This window comes from Mesorhizobium sp. M8A.F.Ca.ET.208.01.1.1, from assembly GCF_004791315.1.
In the GTDB taxonomy this organism is placed as follows: Bacteria; Pseudomonadota; Alphaproteobacteria; order Rhizobiales; family Rhizobiaceae; genus Mesorhizobium.
Genome location: NZ_SRUT01000078.1, coordinates 1 through 396, shown reverse-complemented (window position 1 = coordinate 396; position 396 = coordinate 1). Strand labels below are relative to the sequence as shown.

The following is a 396-nucleotide window of genomic DNA, read 5'->3' as shown; positions in this document are numbered from 1 at the left end:
ATTCGGGCGACTCGGCCTGCTCGCTGCCGGTGCATTCGCTGCACCCGGACCTCGTCGACGAGCTGGAGCGCCAGACGGCAGCCTTGGCGCGGGCGCTGAACGTCGGCGGCCTGATGAACGTGCAATACGCCATCCAGGACGGCACGGTCTATGTGCTGGAGGTCAACCCCCGCGCCTCGCGCACCGTCCCCTTCGTTGCCAAGACCATCGGTCGTCCGATCGCCAAGATCGCGGCGCGCATCATGGCCGGCGAGACGCTGGAAAACGCCTTCGCCCATTACGGCGCCATGCCGGACCCGCGCAATCCCGGCCACATCGCGGTCAAGGAAGCCGTCTTCCCCTTCGCCCGCTTCCCCGGCGTCGACATCCTGCTCGGACCGGAAATGCGCTCGACCG

Annotated in this window: 1 pseudogene; it reads left to right on the top strand. The window is 68.2% G+C overall.

The features are described 5' to 3' along the window. Positions 1-396: pseudogene (locus EN851_RS34365) on the top strand (carbamoyl phosphate synthase large subunit); the annotation flags it as partial.